The organism is Enterobacter vonholyi, from assembly GCF_008364555.1.
GTDB lineage: Bacteria > Pseudomonadota > Gammaproteobacteria > Enterobacterales > Enterobacteriaceae > Enterobacter > Enterobacter vonholyi.
In genome coordinates this window covers 736702-761598 of sequence record NZ_VTUC01000006.1, presented here as the reverse complement: position 1 = coordinate 761598, position 24897 = coordinate 736702, and the positions used below count along the sequence as shown (strand labels likewise).

Sequence of the window (24897 nt, the reverse complement as noted above, 5' to 3'; positions counted from 1 at the left end):
CACCGCGCCGGGTTTTTTTATGGAATCAATATGGCTACTCAACCAACTCAAAACGCTGTACCAAGCGAATCACCACGCGACCTGAAGTTTAACGCTGGAAAAATTGATGAGTTTGTCACTTCATTTGTTCAGCAATACATCGATCGTTTTGGCAAAGCGCACTATACGATTGAAGGTCTGAAGCAGTTAGTGCTTCAGCAGATATACAACCTTGGATGGAACCTGAGGGGCTCTTTCCAGGATGGCGGCACTGTCACGTCAGCAGGCGACCTTCTCCAGGATGAGAGCACGAATATCTGGTACCGCTGGGATGACCTCGAAACTTTGCCAAAAACCGTTCCTTCTGGCTCTACCCCAGCATCAGCTGGTGGTACAGGGGTTGGTAAATGGCAGCCGGTTGATGTAGCAGATGTCCTGCGTAAAGATCTGGCATCGTCATCACCTGGGAAGGGGGCCTCACTGGTTGTATTGGAAAGTGGTGATTCAGTCCAAAAGGCAATTAATAATATTTTGGCGATTCCACAGCGCTGCACACATGCTGCTAATTTATTAGCAGATGGAAGTTCTATCATTATTGAGTGCTTCGGTGACTCCACTATGTGGGGATCCATTCCTGGCGCTACTACTACTCAGGACCCGAAAAACTCAGTTGCTGAGTTGCAGACAACGCTGAACCTTCTTTTCCCAGGAAAAGCCACCGTTCGTAATAAAGCATTACCTGGGACTAATCTCGAATCACTTCTAAATGGTACTGACGGCGGCCCCGGCACGTTTGATTCTAGAATGGCCGCCTCAGACGCGCTAGTTATATTCAGTAACCACTGCCTTAATGACTGCAACTCATATCAAAGCGATGAGCACGAGTATAAAGAGAATCTTTATAAATGGGTTAATATAGTAAGGAAATATAACAAGATACCAGTAATAGTCACTCCATCAATCATATCACCAACAGATGATGGTAAAGAGTATCAACAAAAGCGTATGCCTGCCTTCTTACAGGCACAGCGTGATGTGGCCGCGGAGATGAACGTCGACCTGGTGGATAATTTCTACTACTCGTATAAAACATCGCGCATGTATAAAGTTACTGATATTGCAGGTGACGGTGTTCACTTGACGCAGGCGTCCTACCAGGCAGCCGGGAGGAATTTAGCTATTCCACTTCTTGAACCTCACTTTTTAAATAAACCTGGGGACCTTAGCGGACTTGCAACATCTTACTGGAAAGACACGATTACCAATGCACGCGCTATCTTTAAAGTTGACTCACGATTTGGCTCTGTCTTGTCAGGTGATTCAATAGCTACGCCACAGAATATTTATTATCCAGTTGTTCTGGATAATCCAACCGATGATACAACTATAGCATTCGGTGGGCTGCAGGGTACCGGTGGCGGATACGGTGTATTCACGTATTCAGGTGCCAACGGTGACGCAAGATTTAGCGGAATTATTGACTTTAAACGCTCAAATTCTCAGGATTATGACGCCTTATTTATTCCTAAAATATGTAAGCTAGGTGCTGGGTTGCATATTCTTGGCGTGCTTTCTAGTACCGGTTTAAATGGCCTGAACTTCACATTTGGAGGTGTTCTGCTTTTACCTCGTCGGGAAGTTAGCACTGGCTACCCAGACGGAACAGGTAGAACTCAGTCAAGGTTAATTTGCACAGGAGATGAAATTCGTTTTTCTGCTTATTTTGCTAAAGATGCTAGCAGCCAAGTCGCATTTTCATTAAAGGGAAATTTGTATACAGATACATCAAATTCACTTGTAATTAATAATGCCCTTGGCGTGCTCACCATGGTTGCTGGAGGTGTAACTACTAATATTGGAACGCTAACTCAAAGCGGTTTCCAGGATTGCAGGATAGTACTCAATGATGACCGGACAATTAGCGTTAGCGTTGGCGGATTTTCAGCCACATCGACAGCTATGAGCGCTTCCTTACCTACGTGCTACGTGTCTTCACCTGGAGTATACAGTGTAAGAAAACCATAGCATTGTGATTTGACTGTGTTGTTATACGTTGTAGAATCCCAGCCAAATGTTTTGGTTGGGATTCCACATGTCAATTTCTAGAAGAAAGCTGCTTTCAATGGCAGCGCCGGCAGCTTTGGCCGCAGGCGCTGCTCCTCAGGCATTCGGTGGCAAAAGTAAAAAAACTGTGTCAGCACCAGCAAGCCTCATGAGGGCTTCAAGAGCAGCGAATTTACTCGCGGATGGAAAGAAAGTTGCTATAGCCTGCTTCGGTGACTCCACTATGTGGGGATCCATTCCTGGCGCTACTACGACCAAGAATTACTCTAACCCACCAAATTCCTTGCAACTTGCGCTTGATTTAATTTATCCAGGTCTTACTACCGTTTCAAATAATGCAATACCTGGCACTACAATAAAAAAATTACTTAACGGGACAGATGGTGGGGTGGGTTCATATGAGGACAGATTATCCAAGTCTGACGCTCTTGTGATTTATTGTAACCACTGTCTGAATGACTGTAACTCATATCAAAGCGATGAGCATGAGTATAAAAGTAATATCATGGAGTTTGTGAATATTACAAGGCGGTACGGAAAGATACCTGTAATAGTGACACCTTCGGTGATATCACCGATTAGAGATGGCAAAGAATTTATGATGAAGCGCATGCCTGCATTTATTCAGGCACAGCGTGATGTGGCTGCGGAAATGAACGTCGATTTGGTTGATAATTTCTACTATTCACTTAAAACTAGCAGAATGATTCCAGCCAATAAGATAAATGGGGATGGTGTTCACCTGACAGATTCTGCTTATCAAAATGCAGGTTGGAATATGGCTATACCATTAGTATTGCCAAATAAGTTGATTAATAATTACGATCTGTGTGGCCTTTCTACAACTCAATATTATGATAATATTAAACATTCGAGAGCGATATGGGATGTTGAGAATAGATTTGGTTCTGTTCTAACTGGTGATTCTCTTCCTGAGAAACAGATCATAAACTTCCCACTGTTGCTTGACTCGCCGACAGACCATTCTACACTGTCCATATGCGGTTTCACTAGCGAGGCAGGTGGCATTTCGAATATCACCTACTTTGGGAAAAGTGATGACTTGAGATACTCTGGAAAGATTAACTACAAAATTTCCAGTGGTTTAAAGCATGACCAAGTATTCAATTCAGAAAAATGCTTTCTTTCAGCAGGTTTTCACATTATAGGAATTGAATCTTCAAACGAGATGGGCAGTGGAAACTTTAACTTTGCAGGCGTTCAGCTTTGCCCGAAACCATCAAATGCATAATCTAGAGATGGCGCTTTAGAGCGCCATTTATTATGTTGATTTGCAATAATTCATAGTTAAAACAGTAAGATAACTAGAGGTATTCTTTTGTGCGCAAAAATAACTTCGATATCCTGAGGCTCATGCTGGCGTTAACAGTCATGTTTTTCCATATTGGAGGGCTAACTGGTAACGGACTTCTTAAGCTGGCGCCTGGAGATCTGGCTGTAAAATGCTTTTTTGTCATAAGTGGTTATTTGATAAGCAAAAGCTACCTGAAGAACAGTAATCTGTACGAATACTCGAAGTCACGCTTTCTCAGAATATACCCTTTATATTTTGTGTGCGTAACCTCTTGCTTTTTCATTGGAATGTTTATGTATTCTAGTGGAGCGATGGCGTATCTCCAGGATGGAGCAGCAAAGTATCTTGTGGCAAACCTCGCATTCCTTAACTTCTTACAACCAGACCTGCCTGGCCTTTTTGCTCACAACCTCAAAAATAGTGCTGTCAACGGATCGTTATGGACCATTAAAATAGAGGTTATGTTCTATATATCCGTTCCAATAATTTATGGAATTATTGCGAAGATTTTTGGCAAGAAAATAACTGTTGCTGTTATTGCATTGTTGTCCCTGATATCAGCAATTGCTATTGAGATCATCGTGGATAAGTATGGATTGAGTGAATCTTTAAAAAATCAACTGCCATCACTTATGATATTCTTCATGGCTGGTGCAGCTTTGAACTTTTTCACGCCATCATTCTTAAATGTTAAATATCTGCCATTGCTTTTAGTGGCGCTATATTTCTGCGATAGTCATATCTTAGGTAAAATTATCTATCCTTTTGTTGTTGCAGCATTTGTTTATATAATCGCATTCAAGACAAAACCTATATCAATTCATGATAGGATTGGCGATTTGTCCTATGGGGTATATATTTTCCACTATCCTGTTATTCAGTTTATGTATCATTTTGGAATGTATAAGAACTTCTATATAGGGTTCGTTTCAACCATTGTTACCGTTTTAGTGCTGGCATATGCGAGCTGGCATTTAATGGAGAAAAGGCTTACATCTCATAATAAAAAAGAAAAAACGATTCCAAACTCTGTTTCTGACGCAGTTTAACGTTTAAATAGGCTAATCCCCCCAACATTTTTATAGGGGGGATGCCTCTCCCTTCTTGTCATATCATCGTAAGTGTAGCCCTTCCTTTCTGTTGTCAAAATATCCATTGCTAGCAAAGAGTTATATCTTTCGTACAATTAAAGTGTTGGCCTATTCGTGTTGCCCTATTGATCAATTATTTATTTAAAACTACTGTATTTATAGACAGCGTTTGTGGGGTGGTGAGATGCAGGCAACAGCCCAGCGATTCAGACTTAATGAACTTTGTGGTGTGAACGGTAGTTCTTACCTTGTGGAGACTGCTGGTGGCTATGCCATCTTACAGACCGACCAGGTTCCTGCAGATGGCAGGCGCGTTTTGCTATGCGCATTTGGACGCCTGCAGATTGCTGTGGTTATGGGTGGTTCGCTTATAACAGAAGATGGAGAGTGTTTAGAAGGCGAGGCGCTTGATGATGTTCGCCTGGTTGGAGTAGTTACACATACAATTCACCCTGTTTCTTCAGACGAAAATCCCTTCATATAGTATTCAAAATGAGCAATCAACTCTCTTTCTTTCGAAATTTACAAACACCAAAAAACCAATAGCGTTGAAGGTTTAGAAGCGAAGCGGCCAGGAAGTAGCCACACATAAGCAAGCGGCCATCTTGATCAGCATCTCAGTTGAAACTACTGTATATAAAAACAGTATTCGAGGTATGCATCATGGAGTTCTTCAGACCGGCAGAGTTACGCGAAATTATTGCTATCCCGCTCTTCAGCGATTTGGTGCAATGCGGGTTCCCCAGCCCGGCTGCTGATTACGTTGAGCAGCGTATCGATCTGAATGAGTTGCTGGTGTCCCATCCCAGTTCGACGTATTTCGTAAAAGCTGCCGGCGACTCGATGATTGAGGCCGGGATCAGCGACGGCGATCTGCTGGTGGTGGATAGTTCCCGGACTGCTGAGCACGGTGATATTGTCATTGCCGCAGTGGAAGGGGAGTTCACTGTTAAACGCCTGCAGCTGCGCCCGACTGTCCAGCTCAATCCGATGAACAGCGCTTACTCACCGATCATTGTCGGTTGCGAGGACACGCTCGATGTATTCGGCGTCGTGACTTTCATCGTTAAATCTGCGAGCTGAATATGTTTGCGCTCTGTGATGTGAATTCGTTCTACGCATCATGCGAGACGGTGTTCAGGCCAGATCTGAGAGGGCGGCCGGTTGTCGTTCTCTCTAATAACGATGGCTGTGTAATCGCACGCAGCGCTGAGGCCAAGGCCGCTGGAATTACAATGGGCGAGCCTTTCTTCAAACAAAAGGACTTATTCCGGCGCGCTGGTGTTGTTTGCTTCAGCAGTAACTATGAACTCTATGCTGACATGTCCAACCGGGTGATGACCACGCTTGAGGAAATGAGCCCTCGCGTCGAAATTTACAGCATCGACGAAGCTTTTTGCGATCTGACAGGCGTTCGCAACTGCCTGGACCTGACGGAGTTCGGCAAAGAGATCCGTGCTACGGTTCTGAAGCGTACGCACCTGACTGTCGGGGTTGGAATCGCGCAGACGAAAACCCTCGCTAAGTTGGCAAACCACGCCGCCAAGAAATGGCAGCGGCAGACGGGCGGGGTAGTTGACCTGTCCAATATCGACCGCCAGCGTCGGTTGTTGGCTATTGTGCCTGTAGAGGACGTGTGGGGCGTCGGCAGGCGCATCAGCAAGAAGCTGAACGCAATGGGCATTAAAACTGCACTGGACCTTTCTGTGCAGAGTACGTGGATTATTCGGAAGCACTTTAACGTGGTACTCGAGCGAACTGTCCGGGAATTACGCGGCGAGCCATGCCTCGATCTGGAGGAGTTTGCACCGGCAAAGCAGGAAATCGTCTGTAGTAGGTCATTCGGCGAACGTGTTACCGAGTACGAACAGATGCGTCAGGCTATTTGCAGCTATGCCGCCCGCGGTGCCGAGAAGCTTCGAGGCGAGCATCAGTATTGCCGCTTCATCTCTGCATTTGTGAAAACCTCTCCCTTTGCGCTTAACGAGCCGTATTACGGCAACAGTGCGTCCATGAAGCTTCTTACCCCCACTCAGGATTCCCGCGATATCATCAACGCTGCGGTAAAGTGCCTGGACAAAATCTGGAAGGATGGTCACCGATACCAGAAGGCTGGAATCATGCTTGGGGACTTCTTCAGCCAGGGCGTGGCTCAGCTCAACTTGTTTGACGAGAATGCTCCGCGGGCCGGTAGCGAAAAATTGATGGAGGTTCTCGATCACCTAAATGCGAAAGACGGGAAAGGTACGCTCTACTTTGCTGGGCAGGGCATTCAGCAGCAGTGGCAGATGAAACGCGACATGCTGTCGCCGCGGTATACGACAAGATATTCAGATCTGCTAACGGTCCGATGATCATCCCTGATGTTTTGAGCAGCTTTGTGCCAAGAGCAGATATTGGTGGTATTCTGGTCCGGACGGGAATAAAAATTAACGTATTGATCAGCATAATGCTATTCTTGGCAACTTAAGCTGATATGATGCCGATGAAATGTACCCTATTAGGTGGGTATATTGATTGAAACAAAGTTAATAAGGGAGGTGAACTTGAACGAACCCACTATCATCCTTGCTAAAGAATCAATTTCAGATGGAAGCGAAGTAAATAAAATAAACGAAATAAGACCGCTCACTAATGAAGAAATTGAAAGCTATGATATACAAAAAAATATACTTATAGAGTTTGCGAATGACTTTGAATTAGTAGAATATGTAAGATTGAACTATGAGTCGTTTATGGGGCTTCTGAATGAAACGGTTGTTAAAGTAGCCAAAGAACCTTCTTTTATTGGGTCATATCCTTTCAAAAACTTCCCATTCCTCTTGAATACACGAATACTAAACTACATGATGTCTGTTAAAACTTTACTTGACCATATGGAAACCAGTATTAACAGACGCTATGGGGAAGACTCGATGGAATTTGTCGAATTCAAAGCGCTGACGGCAAACGAATTTGATGACAAATTTTCATATAGATTCATGTACAAGCTCAGGAATTTTGTTCAGCATTGTGGAATGCCACCGCTTTCGTATACGATATCAAAATCACTTGATGAAACCAATAGTACTATGAGTATAGAGTTGATCGTATATTTTATGAGAGATGAGTTAATCCGGGGATTTTCTAAGTGGGGGGCTCTGGTAAAGGCTGAGTTGACACAGATGGATGAGCTTTTCTCAATAATGCCTATTTTTAATGAACACATCAATTCTATTTTTAAAGTGTATGTTTTATTTAATGAAAAATATCATATGGCAAAAACTTTAAAAGCAAAAGAGTACATAATAAATTTCATTGGCGAGAGTGGCGGTTATATCGATGATGAATATATCATCGCAAAACTAAAAAAAACTGAAGCAGGCCTGCATATAAGCAAAAAAACCATTCCTACATCAGTTCTTGCGAAAATATCTGATTTTTATAAAATAAAAGAGAATTTGTTTTAGAAATGGATATGAAAAAGAAAATTTAGTGCATTTTTTTCCAGATAAATTAGCGGATCACCAGCCCGTTTTCTATGCAGATGGCGTAACGTTGGTTGTGAAAATGGGCGATCCGAGAAGTATAAGTGGGGGGGCGAAGGAGCTGCTTTGCTGTGTATAGAAGTCTATTAAAGTTGGAATTTTCAAGCATCTTCGGATGCCAGGCAGCGCCGCTTTCGGCCTGAAGTCACGTGTCTTGTTTTGCAGATTCTTCAAACTATCCTTTACACCGAAATTCGATGTGTTCTAAATTTGGTTGATTCTCGGTTGCTGCTTCATGGAGCCAGTTGGCAATCTCGCCTTCAGTCATATCGTCTGGAATCTATTGAACATTTATTGTTCTTCCTCGATTAACTCTGATCCCTGGTTCTTCACATTGCCCACGGCGCGCGTCACGGCGTGCCAGATAAACTTGTCAGCTGGAACCGCTCCGTCGGCAACTATCTCTTCCGCTTCTTTCCCTCCTACATCCTGACGCATCCATTCGCGAGCTGCTTCCGGCGACAGAACCATGGGCCGGCGGTCGTGAATATCGACCAGTCCTTTGTCAGCTTCAGACGTCACTATCAGAAAGCCCTCTGCTTCATCGCCGCGTTCGAACGGCGTACTGCCAATCGCTGCTATGAAAATTGGCTGGCCGTCAGCGCGGTGAATGAAGTAGGGCTGTTTTTTGTCACCTTCCTTCTTCCATTCGAACCACCCATCCGCAAAGCAAATTGCCCGGCCACGCTGCCATAACGGCTTAAACATGCGGCTTGTGGCCGCAGTCTCGACGCGAGCGTTAATCAGTGGCGGCTTATCCCACCATCCTGGCGCATATCCCCAGAGCACCGGATCGAGATGCAGCTGCTCGTCGCGTTCGCTCAACAACAGAACTTTGGTGCCGGGCGCGACGTTGTACCGGCCAATAGGTTCAGGGTCGTATGTGATGTCGCGATCGGCTTCATCGGCCAAGTACGCCAGATATTCTTCACGGGTTTGGGCTTGTGCAAAACGTCCACACATAGAAACCTCCAGTCAGTCAGACTGAAAGTATAGGGCAGGAAGAAAAAACAGGTGCGCACCGAAACTTTATGATTTTGAAACAGGGGCATGATGAGGGAAGTCATCGAGGCGGTAAAGCGGGGCTTTGCGAAACTGGAAGGAGCTACGCAAAACGCAGCTGGAAAAAAAGCACGCTTCGCACAAAGTGTACATTAAAGCGTGCTTTTAACCATAATTACACATCCAATATTCATCTAACTGTTTGATATAGATATGTAATTAATGTAATTTATTACTTCTCGTCCTGCGGCATGTGGCGATAAATGTATACGCCGCTTAATAGCGTGAAGATAAGGGTCAGTGCGGTCAGGCCGAAGACCTTAAAGTTGACCCAGATATTCTGCGGCAGCCAGAAAGCAATATAGATGTTAGCGAGACCGCAGAGAATAAAGAAGACCGCCCACGCGATATTCAGACGGGACCAGACTTCCTGAGGCAGCGTCAGCTCTTTGCCCAGCATGCGTTGGATGAGCGGTTTTTTCATCACCCACTGGCTGATTAATAAAGCGCCCGCAAACAGGGCGTAAATCACGGTCACTTTCCACTTGATAAATTCATCGTTATGGAAGAACAGAGTCAGTCCGCCGAATACGGCGACCAGGACGAAGGTGACCAGCGCCATTTTTTCGACTTTACGGTAGCGAACCCAGCTATAGATCAGGACCACAGCCGTTGCAACGATCAGCGCAGTAGTCGCGGCATAAATATCGTACAGCTTATAAAAAGCAAAAAAGACTACGAGCGGTAAAAAATCAAGAAACTGCTTCATTCTGTGATTCCATCTTCTGAGCGGGGCGGGAGACTGCGATGCCTCCCGCCTCTGGATTACTGACGAATTAACATATACAGGCGGAACAGATAGACCAGCAGTACCGCTGAAATCAGATTGCTTAACGTATTCGCCACCACGGCGCCAACGTTAGGCGTTAATACCGCAAAATTCGGCGCAAACAAAAGCAGAAGCGTTTTAGCGAGCAGCCAGCCGATCACGGCGGGAGCCACCAGACGCATATTAGCCCATGCCAGTCGGATGCTGCTGCGCATCGCGGTAAAAATACCCATCTTATCCTGCACGACCATCACCGGGGCAAACGAGAGCACGATAGCCAGCAGTACGCCCGGCACCACGACCAGCATTATCCCCATCTGCACCAGCAGGGTGGTCAAAAAGATCAGGATAAACAGCTTAGGTAAGACCGGCGCACTGGCACCAATCGCCCGTAAGGCGCTGACCCGGTGACCCGCCGATACAAGCTGAATCATCAGCAAAACGCCGCCCGCCAGAACTGCATTACCAATCAGGCCCGAGAACGTGGACGCGGCAGAGGCGCGCAGCAGGATTTGCTGCTGTTCCGGCGTCATGTTTTGCACCAGCTCAAACAACCCCACGCTACCCGCAAGATGGTCGCCCTGGCTCAGGCTGGCAATCTGTTCTTCACTCGGTGAAAACGCATGACCCAGCACCACCGTGATAAAGGCGCAAAGCAACGCGATCAGTAAAAAGGTTATGAACTGATTGCGGAAAAAATTTCCCGTGTCACGGTAGACAGACTTCGCCGTGATAGACATGCACTCTCCTTGAGTATTGCAGGTGTTAATTAGCCGGCAATTGTACACCGGATGCACCTGCTGTGGCAGCATCAAGGCTTGTATGGAAAAGCATATCTTTGTAAAGCGGCGGTAATCCCACGCGTGCGCGGGCGCGATTGCAGGCTTCGTTGACCTGGCCATCTTCCCCCGACATGGCAAATTCCCGGCACGGACTGGGCCGATCCTCATAGATGGAACATCGGGTCGAGACCCCAGGCTCACCCTGTAGCGCTACACAGCGGGCCTGCTTTTGGTTCGTGCCGCTCATGCAGCGCAAAAAGGGGGTTAACGGCTCAGTAAGATGAACCGGAACGGTACCACCGCCATCGCTGGCTTCGGCCCAGTAGAAAGAGACTCGAAAATACGCACAACAGGCTCCGCACGTCATGCACGGGTTGATATCACTCATGGCACACCTGCAAAAGAAGAACGCATCAAATCAATTTGTGAGAGCGATAAATTATCCAGCCGCCAGAGGAAGAGCAAGAGGGGGAAAAGAGAAAATTTTGTAACCGTGAAATGCCAAAAATTGACATGGAAACAACTTATTGGTTTTGAGTGCGTAACAAAAAATTAATCCAGATCAATGAATGTTAAGTTACTGGTTTTAATGTGATCTGTGGCAGATCACTTATTACCCTTTTGTGAGTATATTCTCATCCGCGATTAAAACCACAACGATGGAGCGGATATGAAAAAATTAGCGGTGGCAGCCCTTGTATTAAGCAGTCTCTCTGGCGGCGCGTATGCGCATGAAGCAGGCGAATTCTTTATTCGTGCCGGTTCGGCTACGGCTCGCCCAACTGAAGGTTCGGATAACGTGCTGGGAATGGGCGGTTTTAACGTCAGTAATAACACCCAGTTAGGTTTAACTTTCACCTATATGGCGACGGATAACGTGGGCGTTGAGCTTCTGGCTGCAACGCCGTTCCGTCATCGCGTGGGTCTGGGCGCAACCGGTGATATTGCTACGGTTCACCATTTACCACCAACGCTGATGGCGCAATGGTACTTTGGCGACTCAAGCAGCAAGGTGCGTCCTTATATTGGCGCCGGTGTGAACTACACCACCTTCTTTGATGAGAAATTCAACGATACCGGTAAAGAGGCGGGTCTGACGGACCTCAGCCTGAAAGATTCGTGGGGCATGGCGGGGCAGGTCGGTCTGGATTACCTGATTAACCGCGACTGGTTAATTAACGCCTCCGTCTGGTATATGGATATTGATACGGACGTACGCTTCAAGGCGGGCGGTCAGCAGCAAAGTATCAACACGCGACTGGATCCGTGGGTGTTTATGTTCTCCGCGGGTTATCGTTTCTAATCCCCCTTCAAACTGGCCACCCTGTGGCCAGTTTGCTTTGCTCACTTCAAAACGACGGATAAACCGGCCGCTCATCAAGCTTTACGCAGTGCCTCAGGATCGTCTCCCCATCATATAAATAGCTGAAAGCGTCGCTGGACAGGGAATGGAAGAGAATATCGCCGTTGGCAAACGGGATAATTTCTGTATCACCCGCACGTTTATGTCCCGCGCCGGTTTCAAAATGACCGCGCCATCGTTCCTGGGTATGGTCATAAACGTGCAGAATAACCTCGACAAGTCCTCTTTGCGGACAATCAAGGCGCAGGAAGGTGGAAGAGAAATTCAGGGACAGCGCATGGAAGGGAATCAATAAGGCGAAAACCAGTAAAGCTCGTAAATACATCAAATCGCGAAAACCTCCTTCAAAAGGGAAATGAGATTTTACTTAAGTCAAAAATCGCGTTTTTGCCGTGGATCAAGATGTCTTATAATTCAATACGATAAAGGCCCCTGGTGAGGCCCTTAGCGATCATTTTTGAATCAGATAGCGAATGGTTGGGCCATCCTGCTGGATATCCAGCACCGTATAACCGTGGTTTTTCGCATCCAGCGGTATGTTGTTGATGGACTGCGGGCAGTCGCTCACCACCTCCAGAATTTCCCCTTTCTTTAGCTGCGGTAGCGCTTCAAGCGTAGCCACCGCCGGATATGGACAGGGCTCGCCAACCATATCCAGACGATAATCAGGCACAATCTCTTTCATGCTGCATTCTCCTGCGTTTCTGTTTTAACGCTCGCACGGCGGAAGAAACATTTCTCCTGCGCGACAACCAGTAAAAAAGCGACCAGCAGCAGGGCGTAGGTGACCAGCAGGCCGCCGAGAGGCCCAAAGGTGCTCAGCAGGTTGACCTTGTCCCAACTTGTGGCAAGCGCCGGGGACAAAACGTCCCAGAAGTACGCCAGGATCGTCGAGCCAATCACATTCCCAAGACCCACCCACCAGTAGTGCACCTGACCTTCAACGGCGCGATACATCCAGCCGGTTTCACACCCGCCGGCCAGCACGATCCCGAAGCCGAACAGCAGGCCGCCAATGACCGCGTTAGGACCGGCCCACATGATTTTTGGTTCGACGCCCAGTTGAACATAGCTGAAGATGCCGATGGCGCTGACCGCCATCCCGGCGATAATCGCCTTCGCCATCATCGTGCGGCCGGTGATCCACATATCGCGAAACGCGGAGGTGAAGCAGATCTGCGCGCGTTCAATGAGCAGACCAAAACCCACGCCGAGCAGCATCGCCAGACCGAGTTTGGGCTGGTTCAGAGCTGTACACAGCGCCCATGCCACCATAGCGAAAAAGACCAGCATTCCGAGACGGAAACGGCGGCGTGCCTGAGAGGGCTTCTGGGTTAACGGAGACGCTGCGCTGACTTTTGTCATTTTCACCGGAATGCGGAACAGCGGCAGCAGGGTAAATTTTGCCCCAAAGTAAGAGCCGATGGCCGTGGCGACGGCAAAGAACCAGGCGTGAAGCGAAAACTGAGGAATCCCCGTAAAGAAAGCGGCCAGGTTACAGCCCATCGCCAGACGGGCGCCAAACCCGGCAATGATACCGCCGACAACTGCCTGAAGAATGCGGATCCTGCTTTTGGGCATACGCAACTTAACGTTGTTTGCCCACAGCGCCGCCGCGAAACAGCCGCCGAACATGCCGATGATCATCATCCCGTCGATGCGGGTAAGCGGGGTGCCGTCCAGATGAATGAGTTTAAAGTAACCCCACTCTTCGGCATGCACGCCTGCGAGCTGCAGCAGCTGACCACCCCAGCGGGTGAACTCGCCGGTCACTGCCCAGAACGTACCGGTAATGCCAAAATAATAAGTTGAGAGAATGCCAGCCGCGATAACGGCCGGAACGGGTGACCAGAACTTAACCAGGTAAGCCTGTTTGAAGGATTGCCATGACATGAATAAGCCTCTGAACTCAGAAGGATTAAAGATAAAAAAGAGTCCAGATCATACGCTTACATAACAGTTTGAAAAGCCATTCACACCGAAAATATCGAAAGGATCAATTTTGACGTAATACTTTGTTGAAGGCGGGGAAGAAAGGGTAACCGTCTGGCAGGGGTGCCAGACGGTGGAGGTGTCAGGCTTTACGCGTCGCCGCCTTCATGGCAGTCACAAACGCTTTCAGCTCGGCCAGCATCTGCTCGGGTTTATCCACGTTCTTCTCGATGATCTTCACAATTGCAGAGCCAGAGATGGCACCCGCAGCCTTCGCGTCAATCGCCGCGGTGACCTGATCCGGAGAAGAGATCCCGAACCCCTGCAGCGGCGGCGCGGCATGGTACTCGGCCAGCTTCTCCACCAGATGATGCAGCGGCAGGGCGGCTTTATTCTCGGCACCGGTCACGCCTGCGCGGGAGAGCAGGTAGGTGTAACCGCGCCCGTAAGAGGCTATCTGGCGCAGCAGTGAGTCATCCGCGTTCGGCGGGCAGATGAAAATCGGGGCGACGTTGTGACGCATCGCAGCCTGGCGGAACGGCGCGGACTCTTCGACCGGCACGTCGGCGACCAGAACGGAGTCGACGCCTACGCGTGCGCACTCGGCGTAAAACTCATCGATACCGCGGTTGAACACCAGGTTGGCGTACATCAGCAGGCCAATGGGAATGGTCGGATGCTTCTGGCGAATTGCCGCCAGCATCTCAAAGCACTGGGTTGGCGTGACGCCCGAGGCAAACGCGCGCAGCGTCGCATTCTGAATGGTTGGGCCATCCGCCAGCGGGTCAGAGAACGGGATCCCCAGCTCCAGCGCGTCGGCACCGGCCTCAATCAGGGTGTCGATAATCTTCAGCGACTGTTCCGGGCCCGGGTCGCCCAGGGTGACGAAGGGAACGAACGCGCCTTCCTGGCGGGATTTCAGTTCTGCAAATACGTTGTCGTAGCGTTCCATCAGATTTCCCCTCGTGCTTTCAGAATATCGTGAACGGTGAAGATATCTTTGTCACCGCGTCCGGAAAGGTTTACCACCAGCAGCTGCTCTTTTTCCGGATTGTCTTTCATCATTTTCAGCGCATGGGCCAGAGCGTGTGAAGACTCCAGCGCCGGGATGATCCCTTCGCTGCGGCACAGCGTTTTGAACGCTTCCAGCGCTTCGTCATCGGTAATGGAGACATAGTCCGCGCGACCCGTACTGTTCAGATAGGCGTGCTGCGGCCCGACGGAAGGGAAGTCGAGGCCGGCAGAGATAGAGTAAGACTCTTCAATCTGGCCCTCATCGGTCTGCATCATCGGGGATTTCATGCCGAAGTAGATCCCCACGCGGCCATGCTTCAGCGGCGCGCCGTGTTCACCTGATTCAATGCCGTGACCGGCAGGCTCGACGCCAATCAAGCCGACGCTGGTGTCGTCAATAAAGTCTGCGAACATGCCGATGGCGTTTGACCCGCCGCCGACGCAGGCGATCACCGCATCCGGCAGGCGACCCTCTTTTTCAAGGATCTGCGCTTTGGTCTCTTCCCCGATCATGCGCTGGAATTCGCGCACGATGGTCGGGAACGGGTGCGGGCCTGCCGCGGTACCGAGCATATAGTGCGCGGTTTCATAGCTGCCGGACCAGTCGCGCAGCGCTTCGTTACAGGCATCCTTCAGCGTCGCGGAGCCGCTGTGCACCGGGATCACTTCCGCACCCATCAGGCGCATACGGAAGACGTTCGGAGACTGACGCTCAACGTCTTTCGCCCCCATATAGATGCGGCATTTCAGGCCGAGCAGGGCGCTGGCGAGCGCCGAGGCCACGCCGTGCTGGCCCGCGCCGGTTTCGGCGATGATTTCAGTTTTGCCCATGCGCTTGGCGAGCAGCGCCTGGCCCAGCACCTGGTTAGTTTTATGCGCGCCGCCGTGCAGCAGGTCTTCACGCTTAAGATACAGCGTGGTTTTCGTACCTTCCGTCAGATTGCGGCATTTGGTCAGCGCGGTCGGACGACCGGCGTAATTTTTCAGCAGGTCGGTAAATTCAGCCTGAAACGCCGGATCCTTTTGCGCGCTGACAAACGCTTCTTCCAGCTGGCGCAGCGCGGGCATCAGGATTTGCGGGACGTACATCCCGCCGAACTCACCAAAATACGGGTTAAGTAATGTCGTCATCTTCTCTTCCTTAATATGCACGCAGAGTTTTAAAAACCGAGGCCAGCTTGCAGGCATCTTTGATACCCGGTTGGGACTCTACGCCTGAATTGAAATCGAGGCCTGCGCAGCCGGTTTTCGCGGCTTCTACGCAGTTGTCCGGGCTTAATCCGCCCGCCAGCAGAACGTTGTCCAGCTTTTCGCCGTTCAGCAGAGACCAGTCAAAACGCTGGCCGCTTCCGCCCTGGCCGTTATCGAGGACGTATTTATCCACGTGGTTCAGGTTACGCGGGGGCAACGTATCGCCAACGCTTTGCGCTTTCCAGATCTGTACCTGCGGTGCCAGCGTGGCGCGCAGGGCATCGATATAGGCCTGATCCTCATCGCCGTGCAGCTGCACCGCGCTCAGGGATAACGCGTCGGCTTTTACAACCATCTCTGCGATATCCGCATTGCGGAACACGCCAACATAGCTGAGCGGTGCCGCGGCGATGATCTTACGCGCCTGCTCTTCGCTAACCGCGCGAGGAGAGGAATCCACAAAAATCAGCCCGCCATAAATCGCTCCGGCTTCATACGTGGCCTGGGCGTCCTGTTCGCGGGTTAAGCCGCAGACTTTGTTTTCACCCAGCAGCACGCGACGCACTGCTGCATTGAGATCGTCATGTTCCATCATGGCGGAGCCAATCAGGAAACCGTTGGCGAAGTGGCTCAGCTCGCGCACCTGGGCGTAGCTGTTAATGCCGGATTCGCTGATCACCGTGACGCCAGCGCCCAGACGCGGCGCCAGCTGGCGCGTGCGGTTCAGGTCGATTGACAGATCGCGCAGATCGCGGTTATTGATGCCGACCACTTTGGCTTCCAGCGCAATCGCGCGCTCCAGCTCCTCTTCGTTGCTCACTTCGGTCAGCACGCCCATTTTCAGGCTGTGCGCGACGGCAGAGAGCTGGCGGTACTGCTCGTCGTCAAGCACCGAGAGCATCAGCAGGCAGGCGTCGGCCTGGTAAAAGCGCGCCAGCCAAATCTGATAAGGGTCGATAATAAAGTCTTTGCACAGGATCGGCTGCGGCGCTATGCCGCTGACGATCGGCAGAAAATCGAAGCTGCCCTGAAAATATTTCTCATCCGTCAGCACGGAGATGGCTGAGGCATGATGCTTATAAATACCGGCAATGCGCGCCGGGTCGAAATCGTCACGGATAACGCCTTTGGACGGGGACGCTTTTTTGCACTCAAGAATAAACGCGGTGCGCGCACCCTGCAGGGCGTCATAGAAACGACGGCTGCTCGGGACGACGTCGTTCTGGAAACTGGCAAGCGGCTGCTGTTGCTTGCGGGCTTCCACCCAGATGGCCTTATCGGCAACGATTTTCGCTAAAACGGTCTGCATTCTTTACCCTCTTGCCGCAAGTGCGGTAACGCGATCGTAAGCTGCACCGGAGCGCAGTACATCCAGAACTTTTTGAACGTTGGCCTTCAGGTCTTCCTCACCGTGCAAACGCATCAGCATGGCGACGTTGGCGGCAACGGCGGCCTCATGGGCGACCTCTCCCTTACCTTGTAATAAGCGCGTCAGAATGTCACGGTTTTCTTCCGGGGTACCGCCTGCCAGCGCTTCCTGGTGATACGGAGTTAAACCAAAGTCAGCGGCTTCGAGCTGGCAGCTCAGAATTTCACCGTCGCGCAGTTCGGCCACCAGCGTCGGCGCATGCAGTGACACTTCGTCCATTCCGCCGCTGTGCACTACGGCGGCACGCTGGTAACCCAGCACGCGCAGCGTCTCGGCAATCGGCAGGACCAGCTCCGGGCTGTAGACACCGATCAGCGCCAGCGGCGGGTGCGCCGGGTTGATCAGCGGGCCGAGCACGTTAAAGAGCGTGCGGGTTTTAAGCTGCTGACGGACCGGCATCGCGTGGCGGAAACCGGTGTGATACTTCGGCGCAAACAGGAAGCAGACGCCCAGGTCATCCAGCGCTTCACGGGAACGTTCGGCGTTCATATCGAGATTAATACCGAATGCGGCGAGCAGATCGGAAGAACCTGACCGGCTGGACACGCTGCGGTTACCGTGTTTTGCGACCTTCAAACCGCACGCTGCCGCTACGAAGGCGCTGGCGGTGGAGATATTGATGCTGTTACTGCCATCACCGCCGGTACCGACGATATCGGCAAACAGATAGTCCGGGCGCGGGAACGGGGCGGCATTTTCCAGCAGAGCCGTGGCGGCACCGGCGATCTCCTGCGGGCTTTCGCCGCGGACCTTCATGCTCACCAGCGCGGCCGCCAGCTGCTCAGGCTTCAGCTCACCGCGAACCACGGCGGAGAAGAGCTGGTGGCTCTCCTGCTGGCTCAGGGTCTGCGCCTGATAGAGTTTTTCCAGAATCGGCTGCAGGGAGTTGGTCTGCTCCAGCTTCTGCAACGCCCAGTCGAGCGTCTGCTCCAGCAGGCGGGCACCGTGAGAGGTCAGGATGGATTCCGGATGGAACTGCATCCCGCAGACGCGATCCGCGTCGTGACGTACCGCCATCACCATCCCTTCAAACGAGGCGTTGATGGTCAGCCCGGCGGGAATGTTGCTGCCGACCAGCGAGTGGTAGCGCGCGACCGGGAGCGGATTCGGCAGCCCGGCAAACATCGCCTGGCCGTCATGTTCAATGCTGGACGCTTTACCGTGCAGGATCTCTCCCGCCTGACCAACGTAGCCGCCGTAGGCTTCCACAATCGCCTGATGGCCGAGGCAGATGCCGATAATCGGCAGCTTGCCGCGCATACGGGTCAGCAGCTCCGGCATACAGCCCGCTTCGCTCGGTGCGCCAGGCCCAGGAGAGAGCATCAGCACCGGGTTTTGCATGGTTGCCAGACGGTCAATCAGGGTCTGGGCCGGCACGTGGTTGCGATAGATAACGACGTTATGGCCATTCGCACGCAGCTGATCTGCCAGGTTGTAGGTAAAGGAATCGATATTATCGAGCAGCAGAATGTCAGCCATTAGAAAATCTCCTGTGCATGGTGTGCGGTAGCAATGGCGCGAAGGACCGCTCGGGCTTTACTGCGCGTTTCGTCAGCTTCAGACTGCGGAACGGAATCAAGAACAATCCCGGCTCCCGCCTGGACGGTGGCAATGCCGTCTTCTACATAGGCGGAGCGGATCACGATGCAGGTATCGAGGTCGCCGTGGGCGGTGAAGTAACCCACCGCGCCGCCGTAGCTGCCGCGACGACGCCCTTCGGCGGCGGCAATCAGCTGCATGGCGCGCACTTTCGGCGCGCCGCTCAGGGTGCCCATATTCATGCAGGCGCGGTAGGCGTGCAGCACGTCGAGGTCGTGGCGCAGCTCACCGACCACGCGGGAAACCAGGTGCATTACGAACGAATAACGGTCAACTTTGGTCAGATCCGCCACGTAGCGGCTGCCCGGGGTGCAAATACGGGCCAGATCGTTACGTGCCAGGTCAACCAGCATAAGATGCTCGGAGAGCTCTTTGTGGTCGGTGCGCATTTCCAGCTCGATGCGGCTGTCGAGATCGCGATCCAGCGAGCCATCGGCGCGTCGTCCGCGCGGACGGGTTCCGGCGATCGGGTAAATTTCAATCTGGCGGCTGGTGGCGTCGTACTTCAGCGAGCTTTCCGGCGAGGCGCCGAACAGCGTGAATTCGTTGTCCTGCATAAAGAACATGTACGGGCTCGGGTTGCTCTTTTTCAGCACGTCGTAGGCTGCCAGCGGAGACGGGCAGGGCAGCGAGAAGCGACGGGACGGTACAACCTGGAAAATTTCCCCGGCGCGAATCGCTTTTTGCATCTGGCGAACCACGGCGCCGTACTGATCGTCGGTCTGGTTCACATCGCAGGTCATTTTTTCCACTCGCTGCACCGGAAGCGCAGGCGGCGCTTCCGTCATCTGCTGCTGAAGCTGCGCGATGCGATGCTCAAGACGGTTTTTCTCAGCGGTCGAAGGCGTGAACAGGCTGGCCTGAATGCGGGTGTATTGTTTCTGATGGTCGATCACCAGCAGGGTTTCGGCCAGATAGAAACAATAGTCCGGGCAGCGATTGCCCTGCTCGGTTTCCGGTAAATCTTCAAAGCCAGCGACCAGATCGTAGGCAAACAGCCCGCCAAAGAACATCGCTTCACGCTCATCGTGCGGAACGGTGACCAGGTTCTGCAGCAGGCGGAAGGCATCAAAGACGGACAGGGAGCAGAGGCGCGCGTCTTCATCCAGCAGTTGGCTAACCGGCGGGAAATGCAGAATGCGCATTTCTGGATGACGTTCGTTTTCAATGCCTGAAGGCAGGGCGGCATCCAGCAGCGGCAGCAGCGAGGCGCCATTGTCTGATAAAGCCTTAATTGTGACGGTGTCACCTAGAGCGGTAATGCGCAACGCGCTGTCGACCAGCAGCAGGCTCTTGAGATCGTCCTTGCTGTCGATGTCCGCAGATTCCAGCAGTAGCGTCGCCGGACGCGCGCCGCACACCTGATGAAACAGCGCGGTCGGGTTGTGGCGGTAGGCCGCCTCGCAGGTCAGCAGTTCGAGATGAGGTTTGGCTGTTTGCATTATATTGTTCTCATTTTCTGTTCAAAAAAAAGCCCGCTTGGAAGCGGGCTGGGTATCTGTTTGCATTTCGCAGACGCGTGACACTGCCCGAAGATCAGGAAGTACGCCACCAACCGTGCAGAGTGAAATGTGCTGTCATTTTCAGATACCTTTCTCGTGTGAACTTGCGTACTAGTTAACTAGTTCGATGGCGTGTTGTCAACCCTTGATTTCAGAATTTCGATATAAGTCGGTATCATGATGGTTTCGGATGTCTCCAACCTGTTATGGGAAGTGCTTTGAGCGATACCACCTACGCTATTATTTATGATTTACACAGCCATACTCAGGCCTCTGATGGCCTGCTGACACCCGAAGCCCTGGTTCATCGTGCCGTTGAAATGCGCGTTGGTACGCTGGCGATAACCGATCACGATACGACGGATGCCATTCCGGCGGCGCGCGCCGAGATCGCCCGCAGCGGGCTGGCGCTCAATCTGGTGTCCGGCGTCGAAATTTCGACCGTCTGGGAAAACCATGAGATTCATATCGTTGGCCTGAACATCGATATAGACCATCCGGCACTTACTGCCTTTTTGCAAGAACAAAAAACGCGCCGCAACCAGCGCGCAGAGATGATCGGCGAGCGTCTGGAAAAGGCGCATATTCCGGGCGCGCTGGAAGGTGCCCAAAAGCTGGCGAACGGCGGGGCGGTCACGCGCGGTCATTTCGCCCGTTTTCTTGTAGAGGCGGGTAAAGCCGCGACGATGGCGGATGTTTTTAAAAAATATCTGGCGCGCGGGAAAACCGGATACGTTCCGCCACAGTGGTGTACAATAAAACAAGCTATTGATGTGATTCATCATTCTGGCGGTAAGGCCGTGCTGGCCCATCCGGGCCGGTATAATCTTTCTGCTAAATGGCTGAAAAGGCTGCTGGCGCACTTTGCCGAATGCGGTGGCGAGGCGATGGAAGTCGCCCAGTGTCAGCAGGCGCCCAACGAGCGCGCCCAGCTCGCGACCTATGCCCGCCAGTTCGGCCTGTTTGGGTCACAGGGGTCTGATTTCCATCAGCCCTGCGCGTGGATCGAACTGGGGCGCAAGCTCTGGCTGCCCGCTGGCGTTGAGCCGGTCTGGCAGCTCTGGGAACAGCCGCAGCAAATTGAAGAGAGGGAAGTATGAGTCAGTTTTTCTATATCCATCCGGATAACCCGCAGCCACGCCTGATTAACCAGGCGGTGGAGATCGTCCGCAAAGGCGGCGTGATTGTCTACCCGACCGATTCAGGCTACGCGCTGGGCTGCAAAATTGAAGACAAAGGGGCAATGGAGCGTATTTGCCGTATTCGCCAGCTGCCGGACGGGCATAACTTTACCCTGATGTGCCGCGATCTCTCTGAGCTGTCCACCTATGCTTATGTGGATAACGTGGCGTTTCGCCTGATTAAGAACAATACGCCGGGTAACTACACCTTCATCCTGAAAGGGACGAAAGAGGTGCCGCGCCGCCTGCTGCAGGAAAAGCGCAAGACTATCGGTATGCGCGTGCCGTCGAACCCGATAGCGCAGGCGCTGCTGGAAACCCTCGGCGAACCGATGCTTTCTACCTCGCTGATGCTGCCCGGCAGCGAGTTTACCGAGTCCGATCCGGAAGAGATCAAAGATCGTCTGGAAAAGGTGGTCGAGCTAATTATTCACGGCGGCTATCTCGGCCAGCAGCCCACTACCGTGGTCGACTTAACCGAAGATGCGCCGGAAGTGATTCGAGAAGGCGTGGGTGACGTAAAGCCTTTCTTGTAATGGTATAAGCAGATATACTACGCGGCCATCAAAGCAGGGCTCAGCCCTCTTTTGACCTGATTCGACGCCTGTGAAGGCGACACCTGAGGAAGCTCAATGAGCGAGAAGTTACAGAAAGTGCTGGCGCGTGCCGGCCACGGTTCACGCCGTGAAATCGAAGCCATTATTGAAGCGGGCCGCGTGAGTGTGGACGGTAAAATCGCCACGCTGGGTGACCGCGTAGAAATCGTACCGGGGCTGAAGATCCGTATCGACGGTCATCTTATCTCCGTGAAAGAGTCTGCCGAACAAATCTGCCGCGTGCTGGCTTACTACAAGCCGGAAGGCGAGCTGTGCACCCGCAACGACCCGGAAGGTCGCCCGACGGTGTTTGACCGTCTGCCTAAACTGCGCGGCGCTCGCTGGATTGCCGTTGGTCGTCTGGACGTAAACACCTGCGGCCTGCTGCTGTTTACCACCGATGGTGAACTGGCGAACCGTCTGATGCACCCAAGCCGTGAAGTGGAACGTGAATACGCGGTGCGCGTGTTTGGCCAGGTTGACGAGAATAAACTGCGCGACCTGTCGCGTGGCGTTCAGCTGGAAGACGGTCCTGCGGCGTTCAAAACCATCAAGTTCACCGGTGGAGAAGGTATCAACCAGTGGTACAACGTGACCCTGACCGAAGGCCGCAACCGCGAGGTGCGTCGTCTCTGGGAAGCGGTGGGCGTACAGGTTAGCCGCCTGATCCGCGTCCGCTACGGCGACATCCTGCTGCCGAAAGGGCTGCCGCGCGGTGGTTATACCGAACTGGATCTGACCCAAACCAACTACCTTCGCGAGCTGGTTGGCCTGACGCCGGAAACCACCTCTAAAGTGGCGGTGGAAAAAGACCGTCGTCGCATGAAGGCGAATCAGATCCGTCGCGCGGTGAAGCGCCACAGCCAGGTGAGCAGCAGCCGCCGCTCCGGCAGCCGTAATAACAACGGTTAATGTAAAAGCCCGGTGAATTCACCGGGCTTTTTTCTTTAGTAATCAATCCCTATTTGCGCTTTGACTCCCGCATCAAACGCATGTTTAACCGGACGCAGCTCGCTGACGGTATCTGCCAGCTCCAGAATATCCCGATGGCACCCGCGGCCCGTGATGATAACCGTCTGATGGGCGGGACGGTCTTTCAGGGCATTAAGCACGTCTTCCAGCTGCAAATAGTCGTAGGCGACCATATACGTGATCTCATCCAGCAGAACCATATTGAGTGAAGGATCGGCCAGCATTCTTTTAGCGTGCTCCCAGACGGCCAGACAGGCTGCGGTATCGGTTTCGCGGTTCTGGGTGTCCCACGTAAATCCGGTCGCCATCACCTGGAACTCAACGCCGTGGGGCTCAAGCAGATTACGCTCGCCATTAGGCCACTCACCTTTAATAAACTGGATAACGCCGACCTTCTGCCCGTGGCCGACCGCGCGGGTAGCGGTGCCAAACGCGGCGGTGGTTTTGCCTTTGCCGTTGCCGGTAAAGACGATGACGATCCCGCGCTCGTCCTGTGCTGCCGCGACGCGCGCATCGACCTGTTCTTTCAGACGCTGCTGGCGCTGCTGATGGCGTTCTTCACTCATTGCGAAATTCCTGGTTTACGGCCCGGCTGGGCGTCGAAGGTCATCCCGGTTTTGCGGCGGCTGTCGTCGCCCATCAGCCAAAGATAGAGCGGCATAATGTCTGCCGGGGTTTTCAGCTTCTGCGGATCTTCGCTCGGGAACGCGCTGGCGCGCATTTTGGTGCGCGTACCGCCCGGGTTAATGCAGTTTACGCGCAGATGGCGGCTTTGATACTCCTCCGCCAGTACCTGCATCATGCCTTCGGTCGCGAATTTTGATACAGCATAGGCACCCCAGTTTGCGCGTCCTTCACGACCAACGCTGGAAGAGGTAAAGACCAGAGACCCTGACTCGGATTTGAGTAATAAAGGAAGCAATGCCTGTGTGAGGAAAAACGTGCCGTTAACGTTGACCTGCATCACCTGCTGCCAGATATCAGGGTCCTGTTCATCCATTGGACGCACTTCGCCTAACAAACCGGCGTTATGCAGCACGCCGTCGAGTCTCGGATAGTGAGCGCTAATGCGCTGGGCTAATTCCTGGCACACTGCGGGCGTGCAGGTCAGTAAATCGAGGGTATACCACGGGGCTGGCGTACCAGATACCGACTCAATCTCCAGAGCGACGTTTTTCAGTTTTTCTTCGTTGCGCCCAATCAGAATGACGTTCGCGCCATATTCGGCGTATGTCAGGGCCGCCTCGCGACCAATCCCGTCGCTGGCACCGGTGACAAGAATAATCCGGTTTTGCAGCAGATTTTTTTGCGGTTGATAATGCACGGTGACTCCTCAGGCGACCGGTAACGCAATGGCGCCTTTATGATGACTTTTCGGCTTTATGCCCGAATTCGCCTGATAATTCAATCAGTCTACAGGACGCATTACTGTAAAATTAACAATTTGCAAATATTTAAACTCCAGTTCGGGGATTCCTGAAGGCGGCTCGCAGAGGTAATGTCACGAGCGAGACGCATGGGCAGGGCTG

Annotated in this window: 27 protein-coding genes and 1 other annotated feature; of the genes, 12 read left to right on the top strand and 15 right to left on the bottom strand. The window is 52.0% G+C overall.

Going from position 1 to position 24897, the window contains the following annotated elements; all coding sequences use genetic code 11:
• Window positions 1-30: 30 nt before the first annotated feature.
• The 7 genes from F0319_RS12285 to F0319_RS12255 all read left to right on the top strand — a co-directional run bounded on the left by F0319_RS12285 (window position 31) and on the right by F0319_RS12255 (window position 7898).
• On the top strand, window positions 31-2004 hold the full coding sequence (locus F0319_RS12285; RefSeq protein ID WP_149367058.1) for a tail fiber/spike domain-containing protein: 1974 nt from the start codon (window positions 31-33) through the stop codon (window positions 2002-2004).
• A 67-nt stretch (window positions 2005-2071) separates the two neighbouring features.
• Window positions 2072-3295, top strand: coding sequence for an SGNH/GDSL hydrolase family protein (locus tag F0319_RS12280; protein ID WP_188035100.1), 1224 nt, complete (start codon window positions 2072-2074; stop codon window positions 3293-3295).
• 89 nt (window positions 3296-3384) lie between these two features.
• A complete protein-coding gene (locus F0319_RS12275) occupies window positions 3385-4407 on the top strand; it encodes an acyltransferase family protein (RefSeq protein ID WP_149367056.1) in 1023 nt (340 codons plus the stop codon).
• A gap of 226 nt (window positions 4408-4633) precedes the next feature.
• Window positions 4634-4933: a hypothetical protein gene (locus tag F0319_RS12270; RefSeq protein ID WP_149367055.1), complete on the top strand. Its 300-nt coding sequence runs from the start codon at window positions 4634-4636 to the stop codon at window positions 4931-4933.
• Between the two features lie 179 nt (window positions 4934-5112).
• Entirely contained in the window at window positions 5113-5532 is a 420-nt protein-coding gene (locus F0319_RS12265) for a translesion error-prone DNA polymerase V autoproteolytic subunit (protein ID WP_149367054.1), read from the top strand.
• A gap of 2 nt (window positions 5533-5534) precedes the next feature.
• On the top strand, window positions 5535-6803 hold the full coding sequence (locus F0319_RS12260; RefSeq protein ID WP_149367053.1) for a Y-family DNA polymerase: 1269 nt from the start codon (window positions 5535-5537) through the stop codon (window positions 6801-6803).
• Window positions 6804-6995: 192 nt separating this feature from the next.
• Window positions 6996-7898, top strand: coding sequence for a hypothetical protein (locus F0319_RS12255; RefSeq protein WP_149367052.1), 903 nt, complete (start codon window positions 6996-6998; stop codon window positions 7896-7898).
• 369 nt (window positions 7899-8267) lie between these two features.
• Here the strand turns inward: F0319_RS12255 and F0319_RS12250 are convergent, their stop codons facing one another.
• The 4 genes from F0319_RS12250 to F0319_RS12235 all read right to left on the bottom strand — a co-directional run bounded on the left by F0319_RS12250 (window position 8268) and on the right by F0319_RS12235 (window position 10977).
• Complete coding sequence (locus F0319_RS12250) at window positions 8268-8939, bottom strand: SOS response-associated peptidase (protein WP_149367051.1); 672 nt, start codon at window positions 8937-8939, stop codon at window positions 8268-8270.
• A 271-nt stretch (window positions 8940-9210) separates the two neighbouring features.
• Window positions 9211-9747: a septation protein A gene (locus tag F0319_RS12245; protein WP_039263565.1), complete on the bottom strand. Its 537-nt coding sequence runs from the start codon at window positions 9745-9747 to the stop codon at window positions 9211-9213.
• Between the two features lie 56 nt (window positions 9748-9803).
• Window positions 9804-10547 carry a YciC family protein gene (locus F0319_RS12240; RefSeq protein ID WP_033145752.1) on the bottom strand — a complete coding sequence of 248 codons (744 nt, stop codon included), beginning with the start codon at window positions 10545-10547 and terminating at the stop codon, window positions 9804-9806.
• A 25-nt stretch (window positions 10548-10572) separates the two neighbouring features.
• Window positions 10573-10977, bottom strand: a complete 405-nt coding sequence (locus tag F0319_RS12235; RefSeq protein ID WP_021240310.1) for a YkgJ family cysteine cluster protein — start codon at window positions 10975-10977, stop codon at window positions 10573-10575.
• Here F0319_RS12235 and F0319_RS22270 point away from each other — a divergent pair.
• On the top strand, window positions 10870-11145 hold the full coding sequence (locus tag F0319_RS22270) for a hypothetical protein (RefSeq protein WP_162790894.1): 276 nt from the start codon (window positions 10870-10872) through the stop codon (window positions 11143-11145). The two genes, F0319_RS12235 and F0319_RS22270, sit on opposite strands and share 108 nt — an antisense overlap.
• A 114-nt stretch (window positions 11146-11259) precedes the next feature.
• Entirely contained in the window at window positions 11260-11892 is a 633-nt protein-coding gene (gene ompW / locus F0319_RS12230) for an outer membrane protein OmpW (protein WP_111965938.1), read from the top strand.
• A 46-nt stretch (window positions 11893-11938) separates the two neighbouring features.
• Here ompW and F0319_RS12225 read toward each other — a convergent pair whose 3' ends face one another.
• The 9 genes from F0319_RS12225 to trpL all read right to left on the bottom strand — a co-directional run bounded on the left by F0319_RS12225 (window position 11939) and on the right by trpL (window position 20698).
• Window positions 11939-12277 (bottom strand): hypothetical protein, encoded by a 339-nt coding sequence (locus tag F0319_RS12225; protein WP_127731309.1) that lies wholly within the window; start codon window positions 12275-12277, stop codon window positions 11939-11941.
• 126 nt (window positions 12278-12403) lie between these two features.
• Window positions 12404-12637 carry a sulfurtransferase-like selenium metabolism protein YedF gene (gene yedF, locus F0319_RS12220; protein WP_003856774.1) on the bottom strand — a complete coding sequence of 78 codons (234 nt, stop codon included), beginning with the start codon at window positions 12635-12637 and terminating at the stop codon, window positions 12404-12406.
• Entirely contained in the window at window positions 12634-13845 is a 1212-nt protein-coding gene (gene yedE / locus F0319_RS12215) for a selenium metabolism membrane protein YedE/FdhT (RefSeq protein ID WP_149367050.1), read from the bottom strand. The genes yedF and yedE overlap by 4 nt, the downstream gene beginning before the upstream one ends.
• Window positions 13846-14026: 181 nt before the next feature.
• Entirely contained in the window at window positions 14027-14836 is an 810-nt protein-coding gene (trpA, locus tag F0319_RS12210; RefSeq protein ID WP_149367049.1) for a tryptophan synthase subunit alpha, read from the bottom strand.
• Window positions 14836-16029 carry a tryptophan synthase subunit beta gene (gene trpB / locus F0319_RS12205; protein ID WP_024907111.1) on the bottom strand — a complete coding sequence of 398 codons (1194 nt, stop codon included), beginning with the start codon at window positions 16027-16029 and terminating at the stop codon, window positions 14836-14838. Before trpB ends, trpA begins: the two co-directional genes overlap by 1 nt.
• A gap of 10 nt (window positions 16030-16039) precedes the next feature.
• On the bottom strand, window positions 16040-17398 hold the full coding sequence (gene trpCF / locus F0319_RS12200; protein WP_149367048.1) for a bifunctional indole-3-glycerol-phosphate synthase TrpC/phosphoribosylanthranilate isomerase TrpF: 1359 nt from the start codon (window positions 17396-17398) through the stop codon (window positions 16040-16042).
• Between the two features lie 3 nt (window positions 17399-17401).
• Complete coding sequence (gene trpD / locus F0319_RS12195; RefSeq protein WP_149367047.1) at window positions 17402-18997, bottom strand: bifunctional anthranilate synthase glutamate amidotransferase component TrpG/anthranilate phosphoribosyltransferase TrpD; 1596 nt, start codon at window positions 18995-18997, stop codon at window positions 17402-17404.
• Window positions 18997-20559: an anthranilate synthase component 1 gene (locus tag F0319_RS12190; RefSeq protein ID WP_136194979.1), complete on the bottom strand. Its 1563-nt coding sequence runs from the start codon at window positions 20557-20559 to the stop codon at window positions 18997-18999. Before F0319_RS12190 ends, trpD begins: the two co-directional genes overlap by 1 nt.
• A gap of 23 nt (window positions 20560-20582) precedes the next feature.
• Window positions 20583-20677 (bottom strand) — a sequence feature (Trp leader region).
• Entirely contained in the window at window positions 20654-20698 is a 45-nt protein-coding gene (trpL, locus tag F0319_RS22540) for a trp operon leader peptide (RefSeq protein WP_106993556.1), read from the bottom strand. It overlaps the preceding feature by 24 nt.
• A gap of 139 nt (window positions 20699-20837) precedes the next feature.
• On the opposite strand from trpL, the gene rnm reads away from it, so the two are divergent.
• From rnm to rluB, 3 genes are all read left to right on the top strand, one after another.
• Complete coding sequence (gene rnm / locus F0319_RS12180; RefSeq protein WP_149367046.1) at window positions 20838-21719, top strand: RNase RNM; 882 nt, start codon at window positions 20838-20840, stop codon at window positions 21717-21719.
• Window positions 21716-22336 carry an L-threonylcarbamoyladenylate synthase gene (locus F0319_RS12175; RefSeq protein WP_003856793.1) on the top strand — a complete coding sequence of 207 codons (621 nt, stop codon included), beginning with the start codon at window positions 21716-21718 and terminating at the stop codon, window positions 22334-22336. The genes rnm and F0319_RS12175 overlap by 4 nt, the downstream gene beginning before the upstream one ends.
• Window positions 22337-22432: 96 nt before the next feature.
• Complete coding sequence (rluB, locus tag F0319_RS12170) at window positions 22433-23308, top strand: 23S rRNA pseudouridine(2605) synthase RluB (RefSeq protein ID WP_023312076.1); 876 nt, start codon at window positions 22433-22435, stop codon at window positions 23306-23308.
• A gap of 35 nt (window positions 23309-23343) precedes the next feature.
• Here rluB and cobO read toward each other — a convergent pair whose 3' ends face one another.
• Both cobO and F0319_RS12160 read right to left on the bottom strand, forming a co-directional pair.
• Window positions 23344-23934 carry a cob(I)yrinic acid a,c-diamide adenosyltransferase gene (gene cobO / locus F0319_RS12165; RefSeq protein ID WP_149367045.1) on the bottom strand — a complete coding sequence of 197 codons (591 nt, stop codon included), beginning with the start codon at window positions 23932-23934 and terminating at the stop codon, window positions 23344-23346.
• Window positions 23931-24692: a YciK family oxidoreductase gene (locus F0319_RS12160; protein WP_111965947.1), complete on the bottom strand. Its 762-nt coding sequence runs from the start codon at window positions 24690-24692 to the stop codon at window positions 23931-23933. The genes cobO and F0319_RS12160 overlap by 4 nt, the downstream gene beginning before the upstream one ends.
• Between the last annotated feature and the right edge of the window lie 205 nt (window positions 24693-24897).

Coding starts and splice junctions, on each gene's coding strand:
- F0319_RS12285 (WP_149367058.1), top strand. CDS start 31: ATGGCTACTCAACCAACTCAAAACGCTGTACCAAGCGAATCACCACGC.
- F0319_RS12280 (WP_188035100.1), top strand. CDS start 2,072: ATGTCAATTTCTAGAAGAAAGCTGCTTTCAATGGCAGCGCCGGCAGCT.
- F0319_RS12270 (WP_149367055.1), top strand. CDS start 4,634: ATGCAGGCAACAGCCCAGCGATTCAGACTTAATGAACTTTGTGGTGTG.
- F0319_RS12265 (WP_149367054.1), top strand. CDS start 5,113: ATGGAGTTCTTCAGACCGGCAGAGTTACGCGAAATTATTGCTATCCCG.
- F0319_RS12260 (WP_149367053.1), top strand. CDS start 5,535: ATGTTTGCGCTCTGTGATGTGAATTCGTTCTACGCATCATGCGAGACG.
- F0319_RS12250 (WP_149367051.1), bottom strand. CDS start 8,939: ATGTGTGGACGTTTTGCACAAGCCCAAACCCGTGAAGAATATCTGGCG.
- F0319_RS12245 (WP_039263565.1), bottom strand. CDS start 9,747: ATGAAGCAGTTTCTTGATTTTTTACCGCTCGTAGTCTTTTTTGCTTTT.
- F0319_RS12240 (WP_033145752.1), bottom strand. CDS start 10,547: ATGTCTATCACGGCGAAGTCTGTCTACCGTGACACGGGAAATTTTTTC.
- F0319_RS22270 (WP_162790894.1), top strand. CDS start 10,870: ATGAACCGGAACGGTACCACCGCCATCGCTGGCTTCGGCCCAGTAGAA.
- F0319_RS12235 (WP_021240310.1), bottom strand. CDS start 10,977: ATGAGTGATATCAACCCGTGCATGACGTGCGGAGCCTGTTGTGCGTAT.
- ompW (WP_111965938.1), top strand. CDS start 11,260: ATGAAAAAATTAGCGGTGGCAGCCCTTGTATTAAGCAGTCTCTCTGGC.
- F0319_RS12225 (WP_127731309.1), bottom strand. CDS start 12,277: ATGTATTTACGAGCTTTACTGGTTTTCGCCTTATTGATTCCCTTCCAT.
- yedF (WP_003856774.1), bottom strand. CDS start 12,637: ATGAAAGAGATTGTGCCTGATTATCGTCTGGATATGGTTGGCGAGCCC.
- yedE (WP_149367050.1), bottom strand. CDS start 13,845: ATGTCATGGCAATCCTTCAAACAGGCTTACCTGGTTAAGTTCTGGTCA.
- trpA (WP_149367049.1), bottom strand. CDS start 14,836: ATGGAACGCTACGACAACGTATTTGCAGAACTGAAATCCCGCCAGGAA.
- trpB (WP_024907111.1), bottom strand. CDS start 16,029: ATGACGACATTACTTAACCCGTATTTTGGTGAGTTCGGCGGGATGTAC.
- trpCF (WP_149367048.1), bottom strand. CDS start 17,398: ATGCAGACCGTTTTAGCGAAAATCGTTGCCGATAAGGCCATCTGGGTG.
- trpD (WP_149367047.1), bottom strand. CDS start 18,997: ATGGCTGACATTCTGCTGCTCGATAATATCGATTCCTTTACCTACAAC.
- F0319_RS12190 (WP_136194979.1), bottom strand. CDS start 20,559: ATGCAAACAGCCAAACCTCATCTCGAACTGCTGACCTGCGAGGCGGCC.
- F0319_RS12175 (WP_003856793.1), top strand. CDS start 21,716: ATGAGTCAGTTTTTCTATATCCATCCGGATAACCCGCAGCCACGCCTG.
- rluB (WP_023312076.1), top strand. CDS start 22,433: ATGAGCGAGAAGTTACAGAAAGTGCTGGCGCGTGCCGGCCACGGTTCA.
- cobO (WP_149367045.1), bottom strand. CDS start 23,934: ATGAGTGAAGAACGCCATCAGCAGCGCCAGCAGCGTCTGAAAGAACAG.